Below are 16,237 nucleotides of genomic sequence, written 5' to 3' on the forward strand. Positions count from 1 at the left end.
ATGCTTTAACTGTTTACGTGATCTGCGCCCGAACCGGATAGAAGTCGGGTTTACAGCTCTTCGACAAATACTTTGCCTTCGCGGCCGAGCTTCACGCGAAAGTGTCTCGCCTGAAGGACATTGTTGACTTGAGATGGCCGATAGCTGACCCAATTTTCTCCATCGGGATCTCGAACACTGCGATAGGCGATCCCGTGCCAGTCTGAAGCGCGAACGGCTTCCCCAAACGTTTGGGTTGTTGGGTAACAGGCGACGTCCGGGTTGTGCAGATCATCATGGTCGTCGCGAATATCGACAAAGTTACCATCGAGCTTGGCGGTATATTCACGATATTCCTGTGTGATGCTTTCCAATTCGCTGAGTGACAGTTCGCGCCGCAAACCATTGGTTACTTCAGTCATTGCGGTCTGGATGGTGCTTGAAGCGTACCACGCGCCCAGATACGGACTGGAAAAGCGAAGTCCATTGGGTGAGCTATGCAAGAAGGCGGCGAGCACAACAGACGCATTCGGTCGACCGAACACCAGTTCTTCAGCTGGAAGACGTTTCAGGCGAGATTCCGATAGGCGGTCATTCGTCCAGCTTTCGAGTTCCAGGATAGCACGGGCATCCTCCGCAGTTTCCGCCATATCAAATGCGTCCAGCGGCGGAAATCGCGAAGGGATGATCCGGTGTGTTCTGTCGGGAGCAGTGGTGCCTTTGACATCGTCCAAATCGAACGCACTCATGCCCAGACAATATCTCCTGCTGCCACAGGGGGCACGCCGCTTTCGACATCCGGCGCACCGTGCAATCCTCCTCTCCAACCATCAAGATAACGGCGGACGGTTGAAAGATCGTCGGGTTTACCGTTGAGCATTACCTCCAACGGTGATTGACCGGCAAAAGGCAGCCCATTGTGTTTGCCTTTAAGCCAAGTCATTGCTTCCCCCTTCTGAATGAACAGGATGGCCAGCGATTTGTGAATTCCAAGGATGTTGGAAATACGCAACAAAGTGTCCAGGCTCAGTGTGATCTTCTCGCCCTTTGCAGCTTTAGAAAGCCAGCCATAGAAGGTTGACCGGCTCGGCTCACCAAGTAGCGTGCGTTGCTGAGTTTCATTCAAACCCCAACGTTCTGTGATCGCCTTGAAAGCCTTCAATCCGGGCGCGCTCACGTCGCGGCGATTTTTGTCTGTAATGATTTCCAGATCACCCGACGGAACACCACGCTCTGCTTCATGGGCATAAGCTACACGCATGTCTATCTCCTTAACTGTCTACATGCGAGCATACTGTCCATATCTGGACTTGTCAAGATTCGTGCGTGCTATTTGCAATCGTAGAAGACTGTATGGTCAGACGAACCAGTATTAATTCTTCCGACATCTTTGTCCCTTATTTGATGGTGCAGATCTAGCCTGAATCGGCCTCGAAAGTGTTTACCGAGTGGTTCCCTGAGTCGGGACCTTTTAGCCGAAACTATCCCAGAATTCTTCAATATAAAGATACATTTTTGACGCATGTATCTGGGAATCCTAGGGTTTGAACCCAATTGGAATGCTTGAAATTGGGTTCAGACCCTAATTACGTCAGCGCTGATGGGCCGAGATGTAATGTCTGCGACAGATCCTTTTGGGACCACCAAACAGGGTCTTTCCGATTAATAGACTACGCGGTAGATGGCCTCAATGTCGCTTGCGGTCATGTCGCGGGGGTTGCTTTCGATGAGGCGATAGATCTTGGTAAAGACTTCCTCGGCCATTTCGGGCAGGGAATCTTCGGTGACGCCAAGATCACGCAACCTTGTTTCAAGGCCGCTTGCCGGGACCATTTCTTCGATCCGTTTGACGAAGGCTTCGGCGGCTTCTTCATCTGTTGCGAAATCTGCATTATCGATCATACACGGTGCAAGTTCTGCATAGAGTTTACCCGCCGCAGGCAGGTTAAAACGCAGAACCTGGGCCATCACCAAGGCATTGGCATGGCCATGCGGGATATGGAAACGCGCGCCTAGCGGGTAAGCCAGGCCATGAATGGCGGCAACCGATGCATTGGCGAAAGCCATCCCGGCGATCAGGGACCCTTGCAGCATGGCGGAACGGGCATCTTTATCACCGGGGTTTTCAATCACCTTCATCAGGTTTTTGCCCAGCAGCGAAAGGGCCGTGACCGCCATACCATCGGCAATCGGGTTTTTGCGCGTGCGGCTGGTATAGCCCTCAATCGCATGGACCATCGCATCAAGGCCGGTCGCGGCAGTCACTTTTTGCGGTAGGCCATAGGTCAATTCCGCATCAAGAAGCGCGATATCGGGCATCAATTGTGGCGTATAGACAACCTGTTTGAGGTTATCCGGGTCGGTAATCACTGATACCCATGTCACTTCAGACCCGGTTCCTGCCGTGGTCGGGATCTGGATCAGGGGAAGGCGATCCCCGGTTGCTTTGTCGATGCCGTAAATGTCCTCGATGGTCTGATCGCTATTTGCCAAAAGTGCGACAAGCTTGGCACTGTCAAGCGAACTGCCGCCGCCAAGACCAATGACGCCATCGGCGTTCCAGTCTTTCGCACCGTCAATTGCATGTTGCACGATATGCTGGGGCGGATCGGCGGCAACGTCGGAGAATACCTGTACAGCGATGCCAACAGCCTCAAGCGATTTCTGCGCCTGATCTGCAAAGCCAAGCGCGACGATGCCCGGATCGCAAATGATGCTGACGCGGCTTGCACCAAGTTCCTTCATCAGCGGTCCGGTCTTGGCGATCCCGCCCGCTTCACAAACAATGCGGGGGACACTTCGGAACATGAAACTCATGGTGGGGCTCCTTGATCGCAGATCAGTTGGCTTTCCCGGCAAGACCGCCGAGGCACATATATTTGATTTCAACAAAGTCATCGACGCCGTATTTCGATCCTTCACGGCCGATACCGGATTCTTTGACACCACCAAACGGAGCGGATTCAGTTGAAATGATCCCTTCGTTGATGCCGACAATGCCGTATTCCAATGCCTCGCCAACACGCCAGATACGGCCAATGTCACGGGCATAGAAATAGGCGGCCAGACCAAACGGTGTGTCGTTGGCCATGCGGATGGCTTCTTCTTCGGTGCCAAACTTAAACAGTGGTGCGACCGGGCCAAAGATTTCCTCGGAGAACATCCGCATGTCAGCCGTCACACCGGTCAGAATGGTCGGGGCAAAGAAATTACTGTTGGCTTGATGGCGTGTACCACCAAGTATGGCTGTCGCCCCCTTGGAAAGGGCATCGGCCACCAGTGTTTCGACTTTTTCAATGGCCTTGCTATTGATCAGGGGGCCTTGGGTCACGCCTTCTTCCATGCCGTTGCCGACGCGCAGTTTTGCAACGGCCTCGGCAAGTTTTCTGGCAAATTCATCGTAAACGCCGTCTTGCACCAGAATGCGATTGGCGCAGACACAAGTTTGACCTGCATTACGGTATTTTGAGGCGATGGCACCAGCGACGGCTTCGTCAAGATCAGCATCGTCAAAGACAATAAACGGTGCATTACCGCCAAGTTCCAGACTGACTTTTTTGACGGTTTCAGAGCATTGGCGCATCAAAAGTTTGCCAACCTGTGTCGATCCGGTGAAGGACAATTTGCGCACAATCGGATTGCCGGTCAGTTCATTGCCGATTTCAATCCCGTGCGATGCTGTGACAACATTGATCACGCCATCAGGGAACCCGGCACGTTTCGCCAATTCGGCCAAGGCCAATGCGGTTAACGGCGTATCTTCAGCCGGTTTGATCACAACCGTACAGCCCGCAGCCAGTGCAGGGGCGCATTTGCGTGTGATCATTGCCATGGGGAAGTTCCAAGGCGTGATTGCGGCAACAACGCCGATTGGCTGTTTGATGGTGATGATGCGTTTGTCCGCGCCATGCGAGGGGATGACATCGCCATAAATGCGTTTGCCTTCTTCGGCGAACCATTCAATGAAGGATGCGCCATATGCGACTTCGCCGGCGGCCTCGGCAAGTGGCTTACCCTGTTCGCGAGTCATCAAAAGGGCAAGGTCATCCTTGGCCGTCATGCAAAGGTCAAACCATTTACGTAAAACAGTTGCTCGGTCCTTGGCCGTGCGCGCACGCCATGCAGGAAGCGCGTTATTGGCACTTTCGATGGCCTGACGTGTTTCAGTTGCACCCATGTCTGGAACATTTGCAAGATGCTTGCCGGTGGCCGGATCAAGAACGGCAAAGATTTTACCAGATACCGCATCTGTCCATGCGCCGTTGATGTGGCCCTTTGTTTGCCAAAGGCCGGGATCGTTCAGGATAAGCATTGTGGGGCTCCGTCGTTAAAGTACGGTGGCGTATATTTTGCGGGCAGCATCGAAGGTCATTTCACGCGGATTGTTGATCAAAAGGCGTTCGACCTTCATCGCATCGGTCGCGAGCATATCCAGATCGTTTTCTGAAACACCGACTTCACGCAGGGTTTTGGCAAATGGCATGCGTGCAACCATATCGGTCATGAAGGCGATGAAGCGATCACATGCCATTGTGTCATCGGAAAAACGCTCATCGGGAAGCATGGCACGGGCAAGTTCGGCATATTGAGCGCGCGCGGCATCACGATTGAATTTCAGGATTTCAATCAGGACCAGCGCGTTGCTATGCCCATGCGGAACATGGAAATGCCCGCCAAGCGGATAGGCCAGTGCGTGGACGGCCGCGACCGGGGCATTGGCAAAAGCCATTCCGGCCATCATTGATCCCTGCAACATGGCTTCGCGTGCGGCCTGACTTGGATTTGATGAAACCGCATCATCGATATTGCTGATCATGAGTTGCAGGCCGCGAATGGCCAAACCGTCAGACAGGGCATTTTTCTTGTGCTTGGTTGTATAGGCTTCGATGGCGTGAACCATGGCATCAATGCCGGTCATAGCAGTGATAGAGGCCGGAAGCCCCATGGTCAGTTTGGCATCAAGAAGTGCGATATCAGGATAAAGCAGCGGCGATACCACACCCTTCTTTTCCAGTGACGGCGTCGTAACGATTGAAATCGGGGTGACTTCCGATCCGGTCCCAGCAGTTGTTGGCACCTGTATCAACGGCAGGCGCGGACCTTTGGCCAATCCGATGCCATAAATATCTGAAAGTTTCTGATCCTGACCGCACAAAAGGGCGACCAGTTTTGCCGTATCCATCGATGACCCGCCGCCAAGCCCGATGATAATATCAGCCTTGAAATCAGTTGCGCCTTTGACGGCGTCAAGAATGGTGCTTTCGGGCGGATCGGCTTCAACTCGGGTCCAAAGGAGCGTTTCGATACCGGCCTGTTTGAGTGCTTCGAATGGGGCATCAATCAGTCCGACCTTTTCCAGGCCGGGATCGGTAATCAGAACTGCGCGTTTTGTGCCAAGCTCGGCACATAATGTGCCAAGCTTCAGCGCGCCATCGAATTCGCAAATCACGCGCGGTGTTGTTTCAAACGTAAAGTCAGACATGGAAAACCTCGTCTTTGGCGGGTCGGTTTATGCGGACTGCATGTCGGCGGCGTGAACTGTGCCGCGTTCAATGCGGTAGCTGCCTGTGACCAGATCGGAAGAATGACTGTCATCTGATTCGGAAATCAGGACACAAAGACCACTGCTGCCGAGATTGGCGATGACTTCGGACAGGCGGCGCGACAAAACAGGTGCGACACCTTCGAACGGCTCATCAAGCAGCAACAGGTTCCGGCCGGGCATCAAAGCACGGCCAAGCGACACCAGTTTTTGTTGCCCGCCAGATAGTTGCAAGGCACGGCGTTGCCGGAACTGGGCAATTTCAGGCAGCAGGTCATAAACCCATTCAAGCCGTTCCTTGGCATCTGTAATGCCATTGGTCCATGCGGGCATGAGGATGTTTTCTTCAACCGTCAGGGATGGGATCAAACGACGGTCTTCGGGCATATAGCTGATGCCGTTCTTTGCGCGTGCATGATCGGCCATCTTACGAAGATCTTTGCCATCGAAACTGACGTCGCCGCCATCAATCTCAAGCAGGCCCATGATGGCACGCATCAATGTGGTTTTACCCGCACCATTATGGCCAATAAGACCAAACATCTGACCCGATGGGACCGACAGCGAGACGTCGCGCAGGATCGGAATATTGCCGATCGAAACATTCAGGTTCTTGATTTCCAAGGTCATGATGCGCCATTCCCTTTTTTATGAGTATGCCGATGGCCCGTTACAAGATCACGGACCCGTTCATCGGCAAGAACAGCAGCCGGTTTGCCATCAGCAATGATTTCACCGCTGTAAAAGGCCAACACGCGTGAGACATAGCGTTCGACAACATCCATATCGTGTTCAACGAACAGAACGGTTACGCCATGTTGTCGAACCGCATTCATCACCGTATCCATAAGCCCGGTTTTCTCATCCATGCTGACGCCGCTGGTCGGTTCATCAAGCAGAAGCATCTGCGGATTGCCGATCAGGGCCATGGCGATATCAACCAGTTTACGGACCCCCTGCGGGACAGCCGTGACCTTTGAATGGCGGTAGTTTTCAATGCCGAATTCGACCAAGATTTCCTCAGCCCGTGCGATGCGGGCATCGCTGCGAAGCGGGCTTAGGAAGCTCGGGCGCGGGCTTTCGGCGGCGGCAAGCGCAACGATAAGATTATCAATTACCGACATTTCAGGAAACAATTGTGCTACTTGAAATGACCGTGCCATTCCTGCGCGGGTAATAGCCCGCGGCGAATGGCCAAGGATTGATTTCCCATTGAACAGGATTTCACCACGCGTTGGCTTCAAATAGCCGGTGACCATATTGATGAAGGTCGTTTTGCCAGCCCCGTTGGAACCGATAACCCCGACGACTTCGCCCTTGGCGACCTGAACATCCAGATCCTTTGCCGCAATGACGGCGCCGAATTCTTTGTTCAGGGAACGGGTTTCAAGAATGGTGGTCATGTGCGCTCTCCTGACTTTTCACGTGAGACCAGGCTCCAGAGACCCTTGGGCAGGAACACGATGACGCCAAGCAGGGTGAAACCAAGGATCATTTGCCAAGTGTTGGGGACAAATTCGATCGAATAGGTCCGAACGACAGAGAAGACGATCGCGGCAATGAACGGTGCTGCGACATGGCCAAGACCGCCAAGAAGGGCAATGAAAATGAACTCTCCCGATGTGGTCCAATAGGCCATTTCCGGGTCAACGTGACCGGTGGCAAGGGCGGTTAAGCCACCACCAAGTGCAGACACAGACGCAGCAGCAACATAGTTGCCATACAAAAGCCAACGCGGGGAGAGGCCAAGATATTCGACCCGGACTTCGTTTTCGCGCACCGCTTCGCAGATCACCCCGATACCGGCCTTGGTATAACGGTGGATCATTATTGCGATCACCAAACCGGCAAGAATGGTCATGGTGAAGACGGTTTGTTGACTGTCGGCACCCGTTTCCGGGGCCCAGCCAAACACTGTCCAGTTATGAACGTTAAAGCCATCCGTGCTGCCCAGTTCCTGACTTTTGACCAGAATGCCAAACAGGATCATGGAAAATGCCAGTGACAGCATCGCAAAGAAGATGTCGCGATAGCGCGTCAACAGCAGGCCAAGGATCATGGCAACAACAATGGCAACCGCTATGCCCAGTGCAAGGGCAGCAATCGCATCATGAATACCAAAGAATTGCCCGCCCATGCCGACAGTATAACCGCCGATGCAGTAAAAAAGGCCCTGACCAAATGATACCAGACCGGAACGCATCTGCATGACCACACCCTGCACAACAAGTGCCTTGGACAGTGCAATGGTCAAAAGGAAGATCAGCCAGCCGGGTGATACAAAACCAAACAGGACACAGGCGATTGCGATCAACGCAAGCGAGATTTCAGTTCTATCAAAACGCATGTCAGATTTTCCTCGCCATGGTACGGCCAAACAGGCCTTCGGGGCGGAACGCCAAGACCAGCGACATCACGCCATAAATGACGAAAAGTTCGAATTCCGGGGCATAATGAACGGCGGCGGCACGGCTTAGTCCGACAAGAAGGGCACCAACAGCTGCACCGCCGATGCTGCCAAGGCCGCCGATGACGACCACGGCAAAGGCCAGAACGATCACTTCGATCCCGATGCCCGGTACAACTGAAATGGCGGGGGCTGTTAACGCACCGGCAAGTGCACCAAGGGTCGTTCCCATGACAAAAGTAATGGTGAACATCAGGCGGACATTAACGCCCATGGCAACCGCGATTTCGCGGTCATGGATCACAGCACGCAGGACCTTGCCCTGATTGGTGCGTTCAAGCCAGGCCCAAAGACCAAGACCAAGCAAGCACGAGACACCGACCAGTGCCAGATCGTAATTTGAGACCTTCAGCAATCCGAACGCCGTTCGCCCAAGTTCAGTATAGGGCTGATAGGCGAAATACGGGCTGACCCCCCAAACGATTTTCATCGTGTCTTCAAGGATCAGGAGAAGTGCATAGGTAATGATCACCATCAGGATTTCATCGCGGCCATACATCAGGCGCAGCAATCCACGTTCAACGATCACACCAACAATCAGGCCAGCAAGCAGTGCGGCACCAACGAGTAAAAGATAGCTGATCCATGCGGGACCAATGCCATTGTTGAAATACCAGCCAACCAAGGATGCCGCGGAATAGGCACCAATGGCGTAAAAACTGCCATGCGCCATGTTCAGAATGCGCATCACGCCGTAAATAACGGTCAGGCCGGCAGCAACAAGAAACAGCCACGATGCATAGATCGAGCCATCAATCAGGACGGCAAGAAAACTTGTCATCACAAATATCCAATGTGCAGGAAAAGGGGCGGACATCCCGCAATGGGGATGTCCGCAGTCACAGGAAGAATACGCCTAGTTACACTGAGCGCCTGGGAAACCCTCGGCAATCCACTCAGCAGCGGAAACGCCTTCTGGCGGGGTAACGCATTCGCCAGAGAACGAAACAGCATTCACGATGGATGCTTTGTCATCTTCGTAATGGTATTCGCCATATGTGATGCCCTGCATCGCCTGATGACCATTGGCACGGGCCATTTGGACGGTACCCGAAACCGATTCAAAGGTTGCACCCTTGATGCCAGATGCAAGCTGTTCTGCCGTCGGGATTTCCTTGTCGGCAACACCGGCATTTTCAGCCGCAAATTTCAGACCGAGGATCGCCTGTGCCATTTTGGTGGCCGGATAGACCGGATCAAGATCATAGGCCGCGTTATAGGCACCCTTGAACCAGGTGTTGAGCGCATTGTCCGGTGCAAAGGCACCAAACGGGCCGCGTGCGCCAATGATCATGCCATTCGGTGCCTGATCCTTATAGGTGGCAAAGCTTGCTTCACCACAGGTCAGAAGACCGGTTGCATCTTCAAGAAGACCACGGGCATTTGCCTGCAAGACAAGTGCTTCCATGTCACCACCCCAGAAAGAGCTGTGAACGATTTCCGGACGTTTAACCGACAGGGCAGAGATTTCTGCACCGTATTGGCCCTGATAGATTTTCGGGAACTGTTCTTCGACGATTTCGGATTCAGGAAGAAGTTTCGCAGCCGCTGCGGTGAAGTCTGCCCAACTGTCCTGGCCCCAGGAATAGTTCTGTTGGATGCCTGAAAGACGGGTGACGTCCGGGCGGGTTGCGACCAGATAACGGGCAGCACCGATGTTGTCGACGGATGCATCCAGACCAGTACGGAACATATACTGGGCACCTGCATTGTCAGCAAACAGGCGCGGGGTCCCGCAATCGTATGCGATAGTGAAGGTTTTAAGCTCTTCGGCGACAGGTGCGACGGCAAGGCAATCACCCGATGAAACATACCCGATAACCGCGTCGACTTTCTGACGCTGTACAAGGTTGCGGTATTCTTCGACCTGCTTGGTCGCACCACCGGCTTCGTCAATGATCACAGCTTCGATTTCGACGCCATTGATGCCCATTTTGTCGTAAGGGGCCGGAAGTTCGCCCTTGTTCAGGCCTTCAACAAGTATCTTGGCAGCATTGGCAGACGGAACACCAAACGGACCAGCAGCGGCACCTGACAAGAATGTCACGATACCAACGCGGAATTTACCGTTTTCGGCCGCAGATGCACCTGATGCTATACCAGCAGTCAGGGCGAGGGCGGCGGCGCTCGAAACAAGGTATTTGCTGAAAGTTGCTTTATTATTCTTCACGTTTTCCTCCCTGGGAAAGTTCTATGGTGTTGGCGGTGGTACTGCCTCCGACCCGCCCGCCACTGCATCGCGGCGGCGTTTGACCATCTCTTGTGACGGTTTGAGGTCTTCGGCGTCGTAGATCGCCCAATTCCCCACCATCAGTTTTGAGGGTGGAAAATCTTCGTTATGGACGACCGTGCCCACGGCTTGCGCCTGGACAATCTGGTGAGTGTCTGGATCGATATAAGATGCAAAGCCCGGTGGATCTTCGGGCAGGGCGAGTTGCAAGCCTTCAAGCGACTTGATCAGGGCCTCGTCATTGTCCGCACTGCCGGCTTTTTCAATCGCACGGGCAATCGCCATGATCCCGGTATATGCGCCTTCGGCGGCATAGGTCGGATAGCGTCCGGTCATTTCGTGGAACTGGGTGACAAACCGCTTGTTGCGTCCGGTTTCTGGCCAATTGTTATGGTGACGTGCCGACAGGATAAGCCCCGGATAAGGCTGATCGCCCAGCGCCATCATCACATCGTAATTGGCCCCGGTATCAAAGTTGGCCAAACGGGTGGTTTCAAAGAACCGGGTGGTTGAAGCCTGTTTGATAAAGGCAATGAAATCCCCACCCCAAAGGGCCGTGACAACGATATCGGGTTTGGCCGACTGAAGTGCATTGATGTAAATCGAATAGTCCGGCTCATAGAGCTTTGGCCAAAGGTCGCTGACAGTTTCATATTCAACATCGAGTTCATCGAGTGCGAGTTGAAGGTCGGTCCAAGACACATGGCCGTAATCGTAATCGGGACCGATAAAGGCAAGCTTTCGCCAGCCGGTTTCCTTTTGCAGGTCACGCAAATACCGGGCACCGGCGGCCATTGACGTCCAGCTGTCATTGGTTACGCGGAAGTAATATTTATGTCCGGCTTCGATACTGAGGCGCGACGACGCATGATCTGTGCCGACCATGATGATCTTTTCGCGTAGTGCAAGATCACTGACCGCATGGGCGACACCAGATGAGACAATGCCGCAAAAGAAACGGGCCTTGTCATTGGTGATAAAATCCTGTGCCAGCCTTACGGCATAGGATGCCTTTGACCTTGGATCGTCGGCGATGACACGCAATTTCGGGGCGGGTAGCCCGCTTGCCGCTTCTGCTGCAAGATCATCAAGTGCAATCTGGATACCGGCGATGCTGTCGCGACCATAGGTCGCAGATCGTCCGGTCATTGGGTACAAACAGCCTACGACCGCGTCCGCCTCTGTCGGGGCCGCGCCGAGTTCAAAACGTTCGGCCTGTGCAGGTTTACCTGCCAACAGAACCAACGTTGCTGCAATGATGGTGATGCACCCGGAAACCGGGCGTTTAAGCATCTCCATGACGTATCCTCCCTACGAATGGTTGTTCCATTCGTGTTTGTACCTTTGTCGACCTGTTTCGCAAAGGCTGTGCCAGTTTCGACGATTTGGCTGGAAGACAGTCAGAGCGCGGTTCTGGATGGATTTTAGGAGAATGTGGGCATGGAGATGAGCGCCGGGTTGAGCGGTTGACGCTCCAAATAAAAACCCCTCAGGAGCGGTTTTCGCTCAAGAGGGGCTGTTAACACGACAAAACGGGGTGATTATTGCAAGCCAAGCCGTTGCAAGCGGCGTTTTAACGCGTGGCGTGAAATGCCAAGGATCTCGGCCGCGCGGCCTTTGTGCCCGTCGGCTTGGTCAAGGGCATCTTGGACAAGATGGCGTTCGGTCACATCCAAGCGGTCTTGTAATTGTGGATGGGCGGCGTTTGTGGAACTGCTCTGTCCAGCGACGTCAATGGGGTCATGTAGCCCAGTTTGAGCGTGAAATTCACCGGGCAGTAAATCTGTACCGATTGTTTTGCCCGGATAAAGGATTGTCAGGCGCTCAATCAGGTTTTTAAGCTCGCGCACATTGCCGCGCCACGGATGGGCCCGCAATATACCTTGCGTTTCACCATCAAACTGGATCGAATGGCACCCTTCTGCCTGTGCTTGCCGGTCGGCGAAATAGCAAACAAGGCCTAGAATATCTTCACCCCGTTCCCGTAAGGCGGGAATGTCGATGGTTATGACATTCAGGCGATAGAACAGGTCTTCGCGAAAATGACCAAGCCGAACCTGTTCGGCAAGGTCGCGATTGGTCGCTGCGATCACGCGGACATCCGCCGACGCAGATCGTTCTGCGCCCACCGGGCGGTAATCACCGTTTTCCAGAAAATGTAAAAACTTGGCCTGAAGGGCGAGGGGGAGCTCGCCAATTTCATCCAAGAACAAGGTGCCGCTATCGGCAAGCCGGACCAGCCCGGTCCGTTTTTGGTGGGCTCCGGTATAAGAACCTTTTTCCGCTCCGAACAGTTCGGATTCAATCAATTGTTCGGGCAATGCCGCGCAATTGACTTCGACAAAGGCACGGTCCTTGCGCGGGCTTTGGCTGTGAATGGCGCGTGCGACCAATGCTTTCCCGGTGCCGGATTCACCAAGAAGTAAAATACGGCTGGCACTGCTTTGCGCGACCCGGTCAATTGTGGTGCGAAGGGCGCTCATGGCCTCACATTCACCAATCAGTCCGTTGGTTGGTATGGCATCACGACGACGATGATAATCAAGTTCCAGCGCGACCTGATTTTGGTCAAGCGTGGTTCTGATGGTGTGGATCAGCTCATCAAGTTCAAATGGCTTGCTGAGATAATCTGCCGCACCACTTTTAACCGCCTGTACGGCGGCCCGGGTATCGCCATGTGCCGAAATCATAATGACTGGAATGCTGATATCAAGTTTCTGAATGCTGCTAAGCACTTCCATGCCATCCGCACCGGGCAGGCGCAGGTCGAGCAATATGATATCAAACTGTTCCTTGCGCACAGCAAGAAATGCGTCTTCGCCCGAATGAACGCCGGTGACGTCCATACCTTCTGTGCGGAGCGCAAAACTTAATGACCGAACAAACGACTCTTCGTCATCGACGATCAGAATTCTGATCCTCTTGGGCATTTTTTGGTACTTCCTCCCGACTGTTTCCCGGACTTGCGGCCGGGAAAGTCAATATTATCGTTGTGCCCTCTTTTGGGGCGCTTTCGATATTGATCGTACCGTGATTGGCGTCAACCAATTGCTGGCTGATTGTCAGTCCCAATCCGGTACCTTTGCTTTTCATGGTAAAAAATGGCTGGGTTACGTCATGTAAATGCTCACGTGGAATGCCACACCCATCATCCGTGACCCGGATTTCGACCGCTTCACCATGGTCTTCTGCGCGCAGGCTAACGGTGCCGCCTGCATCACAGGCCTGCACCGCATTGATCCCGAGATTAAGCAAAATTTGCAAGATCTGTTCGGGATCGACAAAGACGTTAAGGCGCGAATCACCACTGGTGAAGAAGCCGACATGTGCCTCTGTCGCGACAGGTTCAAGTAACAGTGATGTTTGTCGAAATAGCTCACGGATCGCGGTTGGCTGAGGTGCGGCTTCACCCGGACGTCCATAGGACAGCAAATCATTGACCACGCGCGAAAGCCGGTCAATCTGATTGCCCATATCATCCAGAAGCGTTTTTCGTTCTTCATCCTGTTCGCGCCGGGTCAGGGCCTGAACGGTTGTTTTCATGGTGGCAAGCGGATTGCGGACTTCGTGGGCGACACCGGTGGCAAATTGGCCCAGAACGGCCAGTTTTTCGGCGCGAACCGTGCGATCAATCAGGTCCTTTAACTGCCAGGCCATGGTGTTGAATGCCTTGGCAACTGTGCTGATCTCGTCACGTTTGCGGCCTTCGGGCAGGCGATAGTAAAGGTCACCCGACGCAAGACTGTTTGCCCCTTGGACAAGGGTATCAACCCGCCGGCGCAGGCTGCGAGACAGGGCAAAGAAAATGGCCAAAATCACCGCAATGATCAGAATGGCGGTGGCATAAAGCCATAGGCGCGTTTCATCAATTGGTTGCAAGATGGTGCCGGGATGAACGCTCATGACAATGTTCCAGCCCGGAAGGATGCTTGGTCCTTCAACCAGTTCACCGGTGACCTCGGCCGGGCGGCCGGTCGGATCAAGAACCGCCCCGCCTGGCGTTCGTAATAACGGCTCAATCACGCCGGCAACCCCGGCACTCGCCAGAAGCTCCGTCAGGGATGAAAGCCGGACATGCAGGGCAACCGAAACGTTTTGGCCAAGGCCGGAATCACGGATTTGCTGGCGCATCAAAATCCAGCCGGAATTGCCATTCTCTGGCAATTTCGGGCCGATAAACTCGACCCCTTCGTGGGTGACACGTGGAAGCTGGCTAATATCCCAATCGGTTTTTGACCAGTAAGGTGGGCCGGACGCGGCCTGCCCGGCGACCAGACGGTCAAGGTTATCCTGCCAGTCAAAAAACAGCACGCCATACAAATCAGGTGTGTCTGCCTCAACCCGCAAAAGTGTTAGCGCCTCATCAGCCTGCGGGGTGTTTGGTGCGTCAATAAAGGCGGGCAATGCGGGATGATTTGAGAGTGTCACCAGCTGATAGATGCGGGCATCAAGGAACGCAGAAAGCTTGTTCGATGTGGCCGCGACCTGCGCGCTCAGGCGCTCACCGGTAAGGCGGTCAATCAGTTCATTGGAAAAACGCTGATAGAAAAAACTTAAGGCAATCAGCGCGCACACAACAACGCCAACCGATAAAAGCGTATATCGGGCCACAAGACTTAGGCGTTGATCACGGGACCAATGAAACGCGGATATGATCGCCCCCTGTATGCGGAACTACGCAACGATCATGTTGATTGTTGTCCAAGTTCTGCCGCATTTCCGCGAAATCAGCAAGATAAAGGTGTGGAGGAGTTCAAGGCTGATAGGTGTCTGATCATCGAAGGCGTATGACAAAATACTCATTCTGTAGATCAATCAAAACCGCTGATCTATCTGGACTAGGGTCTGAACCCAATTGGAATGCTTGAAATTGATATTGGAAATGTGATTCACCCTTATGGAAAGGGAGTTATCACATGGTACGATTTGATTTGAGCGATGAAGAATGGACGATTATCGCCCCGCTGCTTCCGGTTGAGGGGCGAGGTCCAAAGCGGCGCAACGACAGAACCGTTCTCAATGGCATCTTTTACATTTTGTGAACCGGCGCCTCTGGCGGGACCTTCCGGGAAGATATGGCCCGCCTGCCACGGTCTATAATCGGTATATCCGATGGGGAGAGCGTGGCATTTGGCGTGAGATATTCGAGGCATTGGCGACGGAATGCGAGGATGCTCTCGTCTTTATCGACAGTTCGATTGTGAAGGCTCACCGCGCAGCGGCCGGGTCAAAAAAGGGGAACTGGCAGAAGGTATTGAACGCTCACGCGGCGGCAGGACAAGTAAAGTTCACGCCGCTGTAGATGCCTTGGGGCGTCCATTACGCCTTGCAATCAGTGGTGGACAACTCCATGACAGCAAGAGGATCGACTGCTTCCTGAACTGGTCGAAACCACCATTGGCCATTGTCGCCGACAAGGCCTATGGCAGCAGACGCATCCGTCAGGAAATCAAAGATGAAGGAGCTCTGCCTGTTATCCCGGCCAAGGCAAATGCCAAAGACCCGATCCCTCACGATGCGAACCTCTATGCCAAACGCAATCTGGTTGAACGCTTCTTTTGTCGCATGAAAGACATGAGGCGACTGACCGTCCGATACGAAAAGCACGCAGAAAATTTTCTCAACATGGTCCGGTTGTTCGCAATCAGGTGTTGGTGCAATTGAGTCCAGACCCTAGATGTAGTGTGAGTTGCGGGATTAGTTCCTTTGCCCGAGTGAGGAAACCCTGCGGCATGAGATTTAAAGCGGGTGACTTCGGTTGCGCCGCTTTTCTTTTTTCACGCATTTATCCTTCTCAGATAAACTTGCGTATCGGCATTTATGCCTTGAGAAAATCTTCCAATCCGACCTAGGTGTCAGTTCGGCGTATCGTTCAATTGAGTGAATATGAGTTGGTAGTAAGCACATAGAAAAATTTGTCGTGAGTTGGGGATATGCCACAATATTTCCGTTCTGCTGCGCAGATTGAGCTGTGCTAAGTAGTCGAATGTAATTTAAAATTCACAAGAGTGAAATAAAA

15 protein-coding genes are annotated in these 16,237 nt (G+C 53.4%); 2 read left to right on the forward strand and 13 right to left on the reverse strand.

Translation table 11 applies throughout. The annotated features are described in order from the left end of the window. Positions 1-50: 50 nt before the first annotated feature. From Q8O73_RS16625 to Q8O73_RS16685, 13 genes are all read right to left on the reverse strand, one after another. On the reverse strand, positions 51-728 hold the full coding sequence (locus Q8O73_RS16625; protein WP_305559319.1) for an RES family NAD+ phosphorylase: 678 nt from the start codon (positions 726-728) through the stop codon (positions 51-53). Beyond that, positions 725-1,240 carry an MbcA/ParS/Xre antitoxin family protein gene (locus tag Q8O73_RS16630; RefSeq protein WP_305559320.1) on the reverse strand — a complete coding sequence of 172 codons (516 nt, stop codon included), beginning with the start codon at positions 1,238-1,240 and terminating at the stop codon, positions 725-727. The genes Q8O73_RS16625 and Q8O73_RS16630 overlap by 4 nt, the downstream gene beginning before the upstream one ends. Before the next feature lie 401 nt (positions 1,241-1,641). Beyond that, positions 1,642-2,796 (reverse strand): iron-containing alcohol dehydrogenase, encoded by a 1,155-nt coding sequence (locus tag Q8O73_RS16635; RefSeq protein WP_305559321.1) that lies wholly within the window; start codon positions 2,794-2,796, stop codon positions 1,642-1,644. A 22-nt stretch (positions 2,797-2,818) separates the two neighbouring features. Then, complete coding sequence (locus tag Q8O73_RS16640) at positions 2,819-4,291, reverse strand: NAD-dependent succinate-semialdehyde dehydrogenase (protein WP_305559322.1); 1,473 nt, start codon at positions 4,289-4,291, stop codon at positions 2,819-2,821. A gap of 15 nt (positions 4,292-4,306) precedes the next feature. Beyond that, positions 4,307-5,461, reverse strand: coding sequence for an iron-containing alcohol dehydrogenase (locus Q8O73_RS16645; protein ID WP_305559323.1), 1,155 nt, complete (start codon positions 5,459-5,461; stop codon positions 4,307-4,309). Positions 5,462-5,488: 27 nt separating this feature from the next. Further along, positions 5,489-6,151: an ATP-binding cassette domain-containing protein gene (locus Q8O73_RS16650; protein ID WP_305559324.1), complete on the reverse strand. Its 663-nt coding sequence runs from the start codon at positions 6,149-6,151 to the stop codon at positions 5,489-5,491. After that, positions 6,148-6,924, reverse strand: coding sequence for an ABC transporter ATP-binding protein (locus tag Q8O73_RS16655; protein ID WP_305559325.1), 777 nt, complete (start codon positions 6,922-6,924; stop codon positions 6,148-6,150). Before Q8O73_RS16655 ends, Q8O73_RS16650 begins: the two co-directional genes overlap by 4 nt. Next, positions 6,921-7,868, reverse strand: a complete 948-nt coding sequence (locus Q8O73_RS16660) for a branched-chain amino acid ABC transporter permease (protein WP_305559326.1) — start codon at positions 7,866-7,868, stop codon at positions 6,921-6,923. The genes Q8O73_RS16655 and Q8O73_RS16660 overlap by 4 nt, the downstream gene beginning before the upstream one ends. Position 7,869: 1 nt before the next feature. Next, complete coding sequence (locus Q8O73_RS16665; protein ID WP_305559327.1) at positions 7,870-8,769, reverse strand: branched-chain amino acid ABC transporter permease; 900 nt, start codon at positions 8,767-8,769, stop codon at positions 7,870-7,872. Between the two features lie 75 nt (positions 8,770-8,844). Beyond that, positions 8,845-10,158: an ABC transporter substrate-binding protein gene (locus tag Q8O73_RS16670; RefSeq protein WP_305559328.1), complete on the reverse strand. Its 1,314-nt coding sequence runs from the start codon at positions 10,156-10,158 to the stop codon at positions 8,845-8,847. A 21-nt stretch (positions 10,159-10,179) separates the two neighbouring features. Next, positions 10,180-11,517 (reverse strand): ABC transporter substrate-binding protein, encoded by a 1,338-nt coding sequence (locus Q8O73_RS16675; protein ID WP_305559329.1) that lies wholly within the window; start codon positions 11,515-11,517, stop codon positions 10,180-10,182. 242 nt (positions 11,518-11,759) lie between these two features. Continuing rightward, complete coding sequence (locus tag Q8O73_RS16680; RefSeq protein ID WP_305559330.1) at positions 11,760-13,148, reverse strand: sigma-54 dependent transcriptional regulator; 1,389 nt, start codon at positions 13,146-13,148, stop codon at positions 11,760-11,762. Continuing rightward, positions 13,114-14,829: a PAS domain-containing sensor histidine kinase gene (locus Q8O73_RS16685; RefSeq protein WP_305559331.1), complete on the reverse strand. Its 1,716-nt coding sequence runs from the start codon at positions 14,827-14,829 to the stop codon at positions 13,114-13,116. Before Q8O73_RS16685 ends, Q8O73_RS16680 begins: the two co-directional genes overlap by 35 nt. A 305-nt stretch (positions 14,830-15,134) precedes the next feature. Here Q8O73_RS16685 and Q8O73_RS20160 point away from each other — a divergent pair, with 305 nt between their 5' ends. Together Q8O73_RS20160 and Q8O73_RS16690 are read left to right on the forward strand one after the other, a co-directional pair. After that, positions 15,135-15,260, forward strand: a complete 126-nt coding sequence (locus Q8O73_RS20160) for a transposase (RefSeq protein WP_371135099.1) — start codon at positions 15,135-15,137, stop codon at positions 15,258-15,260. Positions 15,261-15,381: 121 nt separating this feature from the next. Beyond that, positions 15,382-15,882: an IS5 family transposase gene (locus Q8O73_RS16690; protein WP_305559332.1), complete on the forward strand. Its 501-nt coding sequence runs from the start codon at positions 15,382-15,384 to the stop codon at positions 15,880-15,882. Positions 15,883-16,237: the final 355 nt, after the last annotated feature.

The organism is Thalassospira sp. (assembly GCF_030690045.1).
Lineage (GTDB): Bacteria > Pseudomonadota > Alphaproteobacteria > Rhodospirillales > Thalassospiraceae > Thalassospira.